The organism is Tolypothrix sp. FACHB-123 (assembly GCF_014697075.1).
Lineage (GTDB): Bacteria > Cyanobacteriota > Cyanobacteriia > Cyanobacteriales > Nostocaceae > Aulosira.
Map to the genome: position 1 here is coordinate 1 of NZ_JACJRE010000127.1, position 5,698 is coordinate 5,698.

Here is a 5,698-nt window from a genome sequence, read left to right on the forward strand (position 1 = left end):
TTTTATTTGTTTTATTTATCATTGCCGGAATTTTTACAATTATCAATGTCATTTTGAAATCTCTCTTAGTTTTTATTAGGAAATAAGATGCGTTTCCCCTACCCTAATGACTGGTTCCACAAACCAGCGCCGCGACCGCTTTGGCTTCAGACACCACAGTGGAATCAAGGGGATTTGAACCCCTAACCTTCCGCTTGCAAGGCGGATGCTCTAGCCAGTTGAGCTATGACCCCATTAAGCAGGAGTGAAGGGACTCGAACCCCTACAAATCGATTTAGAAGATCGATGCCCATCCATTAGGCGACACTCCCATGAATTAGTAGCCCTGACAGGATTTGTAGACGCGGAACGTAAGGCAGGGTAGCTGAGACTTCCTCTTTGTCAGAGAAGCACTCTCCCACTGAGTTACAAGGCTACGAGAGCGGACGACGAGATTTGAACTCGTATCTGAAGCTTGGCATACTTCGGTGTTGCCCTTACACCACATCCGCGTTATTGGAGCGATCGACGAGAATCGAACTCGTACCGTGAGTTTGGAAGACTCTGATGCTGCCTTTACACCACGATCGCATTCTGGAGCTGGTGACGGGAGTTGAACCTGCAACCTACTGATTACAAATCAGTTGCTCTGCCAGATTGAGCTACACCAGCATTTGTGGATCTGAAAGTAGAAATTGTAGTCGCCCACAAGAGCGACTACCCGCTCTACCTCAGCCATACCCCTGACTGGATTTGAACCAGCAACTTCCAAATTTTAAGTTTGGCACCTCTTCCAATTGGGTTACAGGGGCATTATTTTGGTGGGCGCTACAGGAGTTGAACCTGTGTGAGCCTGATTAAGAGTCAGGAGCATAACCGTTCTGCCAAACGCCCTAGTTTTGGTGGGTCGCCCAGGAGTTGAACCTGGATAAGTCTGCTTAAAAGGCAGTTGCATATCCGCTCTGCCAACGACCCAATTTAGTACTCCCGACAGGATTTGAACCTGTAACAAGAAACTCAGCGCTCAACTGAGTGCGTCTACCTATTCCGCCACGGGAGCATCAGTACCCCTGACAGGAGTCGAACCTGCAAAACACTCGGTCTAAACGAGCGACGGTTTCCAATTACGTCACAGGGGCAAATGGTCGGGATGGTAGGATTTGAACCTACGACTCCTTGTCCCCAAAACAAGGCTTCTAGACCACTGAATTACATCCCGATATCTGGTACTCCTGACGGGAGTTGAACCCGTACAAAATAGACTGTTTTTGAGACAGCCGCCTCTTCCAATTGGGCTACAGGAGCATAATTTTTCTGCTTATCAAAGCAGAACTGGGAAGGCAGGAATTGAACCTGCGAAATCCTGATCCAAAATCAGGTGGCTTTGCCAACGTCGCCTACTTCCCAATAATTGGTTGCCGAGGTTGGGGTCGTAGACACGAAGTGGCTTCCCGAAGGGTACCAACATCTCTGTGATTCAGAGTCACAGCGACTTTCCAAGTCGTCCACTCGGCAATGAATGGCTGCCCCAGTAGGACTTGAACCTACAACCTCGCGGTTAACAGCCGCTTGCTCTGCCATTGAGCTATGGGGCAATGTGCCAGTCCCCCAGATCCGGATTGAACGGATGACCTCCTGTTCTTCAAACAGGCACTCTACCAACTGAGTTACCAGGGGATAAGGCGAGAACGGAGGGACTTGAACCCCCAACCTTCAGGTTCGTAATCTGAGATGCAATCCAGTTACACCACGTTCTCAAAGGCGGAGAGAGAGGGAGTTGAACCCACAGTGGACTTACATCCACGACTGTTTAGCAAACAGCTTGCCCTGCCAATAGCAATCTCTCCATGATGGGTCGGGCTGGAATTGAACCAGCAACGCAAACGCGGCGGTTTTACAGACCGTTGCCCACACCAATAGGCGAGCCGACCCATATATGTTTGAGTAATTACTTGAGATTTCTGGGTGAAATAAAGGAATGGAGAGACCAGTTTTTCTGCTCTCTGCCATCCCAACTCAAGTCAGCAGTGCCGACGGGGATTGAACCCGCAATCTCCTGCTTGAAAGACAGGTGGCTTTACCAATTTGCCTACGGCACCAAGGTGAAATTTCTACCACATACAAGTTTGAGAAGCTGTTTTTTCAGCCCCCTGGTTTGGTGGAGGCTGTAGGATTTGAACCTACTCTGATTGAGATAATCAGATGACCAGTTTGTAAGCTTCTTATGTCGGGTCACGTAGTAGAACGCACAGACAAGGATTTGAACCCTGACCAAAGGTTTTGGAGACCCTGGTGCTGCCGTTACACCATCTGTGCATTTGGTCGCAGTGGCGAGAGTTGAACTCGCATATCCTCGGTTATGAGCCGAGTACCTTGCCGTTAGGTTACACTGCAACGTTTGGAGTCCGAGGTGGGAATTGAACCCACGATGATTGATTTTGCAGACCAACGCCTTCCCACTTGGCTACTCGGACATTTTTGGAAGCCTCGACGGGAGTTGCACCCGCTTCTCTCTGACTGAGAATCAGAGCGACTTTTCTATTTGTCCACAAGGCTACAAGGCGGGGATGATGGGATTTGAACCCACGGTCTTTCGCTCGACAGGCGACTGCTTTAAACCGGACTAAGCTACACCCCCACGTTGGGTGGCAATTATTTAGTTTTCATGGTTCAGAGGTGTGAGCGTTGTGCCTTTTGCTGAGGCTCTTTTGCTTCACTACATATATACTACATTTATACTACAAGGCTGTCAAGGGTATACTACAAATTTTTTTTGAGAAATGAGAGGGCGGTGTTATGTAATGGCTGTATTGCCCTCTCTGACTGGGTTTAGGGGAGTGAATTACTCATTCTCAGTTAGGCGTTGTGCGTTCCAGAACTGTTCGGCAAATGCAACGGCTGGGTGAATTGGCGCTTTGGGTTTGGTTTTGAGTACCATTCCTGCTTCATGGGGAAGGCGATCGCTTTTTGTCGAGTTACAACGCTCACAAGCTGTGACAACGTTATCCCAGGTATGCTGTCCACCTTTGGAACGAGGTATTACATGGTCGAGGGTGAGACGCTTGGTACTACCGCAATATTGACAGCTATGGCTATCACGCTTGAGGACTTCACGGCGATTGACAGGTGGTACTTTCCAATGACGTTCGGGGTTACCTACTGTCAAACGAATGTGTTCGGGAACTTGTAGTACGATGCTAGGCGATCGCACTTCCCAAAGCGTTGAACTGCCAAACTCTAAGGATTCAGCCTGTCCGCTAACTAGCAAGACAATAGCGCGTTTGATATTAATCCTTGCCAATGGTAGGTAGTTCTTAGAGAATACGACTACCGAGTTTTGTAATACGTTTGCTTTCTGAGTCTGTGGTTGAGCTTCCATAGGTGAATTCACTCCGCAAAAAATAACCCCCGTTTCTTTGCATCAGAAGCGGGGGTTAAGTAGTTAACACTTTTTTCCTTATCTGCGGTGCAAGAACGCACTTGCACCTCCCGCTGTGTATAAGTCGGTCTGGATTTAGCCAGGCGACTAGCACTTCAATAATCCCGTCCATTGCAGATTTACTGTCTGGACATTGATATGTACCCTCAAAGCCAAATAGGGCGTTGTTTTTGTCCAAACCCTTGCGGGGTCGGTCATGTCTTGCTCTATATATGTTTGAGGCAAAGCTGTGGATCATCGAATTTCTGTAGTATTTGTAATGAAGGAATAACTTATTTTCATATTACATTTGTAGTATGAAATTGTCTACCGTACAATTTTGAAGAATGAGTGTGGCGCTCGCAGATCGAAGCCAGCACCTTTAAGTTAATGCGATCGGTCAGTTCTCTAGAGCGATTGAGCATAACTATATGAAGAAGGGTAAAGGGAAAGGAAGAAATATTTACCCCATAATATATAGATTAACGCAAAGCATGATTGCTGTAATCTTGCTCTAAACTCCGAAAAACCCGATACTCAAGATGTATATCTAGCTAAAATTCAAACATCCGCCATTTTAGCCTTGCTTTTGGGCTACTGTGCTTGAAACTTCATAATGAGTAACCAAAATTACACTCGGAAAATTTGACTATGATCTGCAAATCCTAGAGGAAGCAGTTCGTTGCCTATTATGTAAAAATCTCAAAAATGCAATTTCCACAGTATATATTTTAGCTAACCTTATAATTCAACCTAGTATGTCTACAGGTACTCCATATACAGAAACAGCTAACCGTATTCTGCTGAAGAAGCAAGGTAAAACTCAGATTTACGCTCTTTGTACAAGTCATTCTTGGTTGTTACCGTTTGATGGCTTAGTTATTCCAGTTGGCTACCAAGGAGGTATAGGCGGATTTGGTCGAGCTTTTTTGGCTAAAGTAGGTCAAACATACTCCGAGGTGAGTTTTGTGGGTTTCATCCAAAAACAGATGTCAAAAAATAAGATGTCTGATGTTAGTCCAGATCAACCACTTCTCATGGCTTTACCTTCGGAGATTAATTTGGCTGTCTCTCAACTTCAGGAAAATGAAGCTGAAAGATTTACTATTCTGGCAACTGTAGAATCAAATTCAGAGTCAGGAAGAATTATCAATGTTAGCAACGCTGCTAAAGCTGCTGCCGCAACGATTCGTCTGGCAACAAAGCAGAGATTGACACGTTTAATCATTCCCCTGTTAGGTAGTGGAGTGAATGGACTGAATAAACAGGAAGTGGCGATCGCTATGTTGCAAGCAATTGATCGCGCATTAGCGACTAATCAAAGTAAAAATCATGTAATTGAAGAAGTCACCATAGTAGACAGAGAAAATATCACTGGAATATTGCGTATAGCTGCACTTCGGCTGAATGATTTCTTGGCTCAAAGTCCTAAAAATGATTTACCTTCAGGTCAAGATCTTCTCAATATTGAGCAAGAAGTTCATGCATTAGCAGAAGTTTTATTAATGCGTAGTTTAGAACCGCCACTAGCTGTTGGCATTCTTGGTGGATGGGGCAGTGGTAAATCCTATATTATGCACCTGATGCAGCAAAAAATGACTCAAATTCGCAGCCAACCCGTAAATGAACAAAAAGCATGGGGTAATTTAGCAAGTTGCGATCGCGATTCAGTTGAAGAACAGCTTTCACCCTACGTAGGACATGTCTATCAAATCACATTTGATGCTTGGACTTATGCTCGCTCTAACCTCTGGGCAAGTTTAATGGAAACGATACTCTTTGAACTAAATCGCCAACTGATTTTGGAAAGACAATTGAAAGACTTAGGAGTTGATGCCTACGCAGGAGGCAAAATTTGGGAAGCACTCAATGAAATGAGCGATCTGCAAAGAAGAGAGTTATTTTATGAGGCAAAATTAACTCAAGAACAATTAGAAGACTTAGAAAAATCAGGCTCGCATAGTCAAGTCGAAAACTTACTTTGGGAAAGTTTAAAGACTTCCAGAAAAAGAGAAAAACAAGCTCTAGAAGATAAAGAAAAAGAACTACAAGAAGAAAAGAAAAAGCTGGATGATAAAATCAGGCAGGTACAACAAGAAGTTGCAGAAATAATTACAAATAAGCCCGAACAAGAAATATGGATTCAGCAAATTAAAGATGAATTACTAGAAAAATATTTAGGCAAAGAGTTTAAGGATTTTGGTTCTTTAGTACTTGTTATGCTAAACTAACAATCAAAATGCCAGTTTAACAAGCATCTAATTCGGAAGTTTTCAAAGTTTCTAAATCCATAAGCCGAGC

2 protein-coding genes and 26 tRNA genes are annotated in these 5,698 nt (G+C 44.5%); 1 reads left to right on the forward strand and 27 read right to left on the reverse strand.

Annotation, left to right across the window (positions count from 1 at the left end; genetic code table 11):
* Positions 1-159: 159 nt before the first annotated feature.
* The 27 genes from H6G41_RS33850 to H6G41_RS33980 form a co-directional block, all read right to left on the reverse strand.
* Positions 160-233 (reverse strand) — tRNA-Ala (locus tag H6G41_RS33850).
* 6 nt (positions 234-239) lie between these two features.
* Positions 240-311, reverse strand: a tRNA-Arg gene (locus H6G41_RS33855).
* Positions 312-320: 9 nt separating this feature from the next.
* Positions 321-415: transfer RNA gene (locus H6G41_RS33860), tRNA-Val, on the reverse strand.
* Between the two features lie 5 nt (positions 416-420).
* Positions 421-491 (reverse strand) — tRNA-Gly (locus H6G41_RS33865).
* Positions 492-496: 5 nt separating this feature from the next.
* Positions 497-570 (reverse strand) — tRNA-Gly (locus H6G41_RS33870).
* Positions 571-574: 4 nt separating this feature from the next.
* Positions 575-651: transfer RNA gene (locus tag H6G41_RS33875), tRNA-Thr, on the reverse strand.
* 66 nt (positions 652-717) lie between these two features.
* Positions 718-791, reverse strand: a tRNA-Leu gene (locus H6G41_RS33880).
* Positions 792-798: 7 nt separating this feature from the next.
* A tRNA-Lys gene (locus tag H6G41_RS33885) sits at positions 799-873 on the reverse strand.
* Between the two features lie 6 nt (positions 874-879).
* Positions 880-954 (reverse strand) — tRNA-Lys (locus H6G41_RS33890).
* 7 nt (positions 955-961) lie between these two features.
* A tRNA-Leu gene (locus H6G41_RS33895) sits at positions 962-1,039 on the reverse strand.
* 5 nt (positions 1,040-1,044) lie between these two features.
* Positions 1,045-1,118: transfer RNA gene (locus H6G41_RS33900), tRNA-Leu, on the reverse strand.
* A gap of 3 nt (positions 1,119-1,121) precedes the next feature.
* Positions 1,122-1,198 (reverse strand) — tRNA-Pro (locus H6G41_RS33905).
* Positions 1,199-1,203: 5 nt separating this feature from the next.
* Positions 1,204-1,284 (reverse strand) — tRNA-Leu (locus H6G41_RS33910).
* A 27-nt stretch (positions 1,285-1,311) separates the two neighbouring features.
* A tRNA-Gln gene (locus H6G41_RS33915) sits at positions 1,312-1,386 on the reverse strand.
* Positions 1,387-1,391: 5 nt separating this feature from the next.
* Positions 1,392-1,494, reverse strand: a tRNA-Gln gene (locus H6G41_RS33920).
* A 5-nt stretch (positions 1,495-1,499) separates the two neighbouring features.
* Positions 1,500-1,574: transfer RNA gene (locus H6G41_RS33925), tRNA-Asn, on the reverse strand.
* A gap of 9 nt (positions 1,575-1,583) precedes the next feature.
* Positions 1,584-1,656 (reverse strand) — tRNA-Phe (locus H6G41_RS33930).
* A gap of 6 nt (positions 1,657-1,662) precedes the next feature.
* Positions 1,663-1,736: transfer RNA gene (locus H6G41_RS33935), tRNA-Arg, on the reverse strand.
* 5 nt (positions 1,737-1,741) lie between these two features.
* Positions 1,742-1,826 (reverse strand) — tRNA-Ser (locus H6G41_RS33940).
* Between the two features lie 4 nt (positions 1,827-1,830).
* Positions 1,831-1,911, reverse strand: a tRNA-Tyr gene (locus H6G41_RS33945).
* Positions 1,912-2,004: 93 nt separating this feature from the next.
* Positions 2,005-2,078: transfer RNA gene (locus H6G41_RS33950), tRNA-Glu, on the reverse strand.
* Positions 2,079-2,224: 146 nt separating this feature from the next.
* Positions 2,225-2,295 (reverse strand) — tRNA-Trp (locus H6G41_RS33955).
* A 3-nt stretch (positions 2,296-2,298) separates the two neighbouring features.
* Positions 2,299-2,373, reverse strand: a tRNA-Ile gene (locus tag H6G41_RS33960).
* 5 nt (positions 2,374-2,378) lie between these two features.
* A tRNA-Cys gene (locus H6G41_RS33965) sits at positions 2,379-2,453 on the reverse strand.
* Positions 2,454-2,458: 5 nt separating this feature from the next.
* Positions 2,459-2,535: transfer RNA gene (locus H6G41_RS33970), tRNA-Glu, on the reverse strand.
* A 6-nt stretch (positions 2,536-2,541) separates the two neighbouring features.
* Positions 2,542-2,617: transfer RNA gene (locus H6G41_RS33975), tRNA-Asp, on the reverse strand.
* Between the two features lie 204 nt (positions 2,618-2,821).
* Positions 2,822-3,358, reverse strand: coding sequence for an HNH endonuclease (locus H6G41_RS33980; RefSeq protein ID WP_190752739.1), 537 nt, complete (start codon positions 3,356-3,358; stop codon positions 2,822-2,824).
* Positions 3,359-4,155: 797 nt separating this feature from the next.
* On the opposite strand from H6G41_RS33980, the gene H6G41_RS33985 reads away from it, so the two are divergent.
* On the forward strand, positions 4,156-5,628 hold the full coding sequence (locus H6G41_RS33985) for a P-loop NTPase fold protein (RefSeq protein ID WP_190752742.1): 1,473 nt from the start codon (positions 4,156-4,158) through the stop codon (positions 5,626-5,628).
* The last annotated feature ends 70 nt before the right edge of the window (positions 5,629-5,698 follow it).

What these genes read in the sequence shown, in the direction of transcription:
- H6G41_RS33980 (WP_190752739.1), bottom strand. Translation starts at nt 3,358, where the DNA reads ATGGAAGCTCAACCACAGACTCAGAAAGCAAACGTATTACAAAACTCG.
- H6G41_RS33985 (WP_190752742.1), top strand. Translation starts at nt 4,156, where the DNA reads ATGTCTACAGGTACTCCATATACAGAAACAGCTAACCGTATTCTGCTG.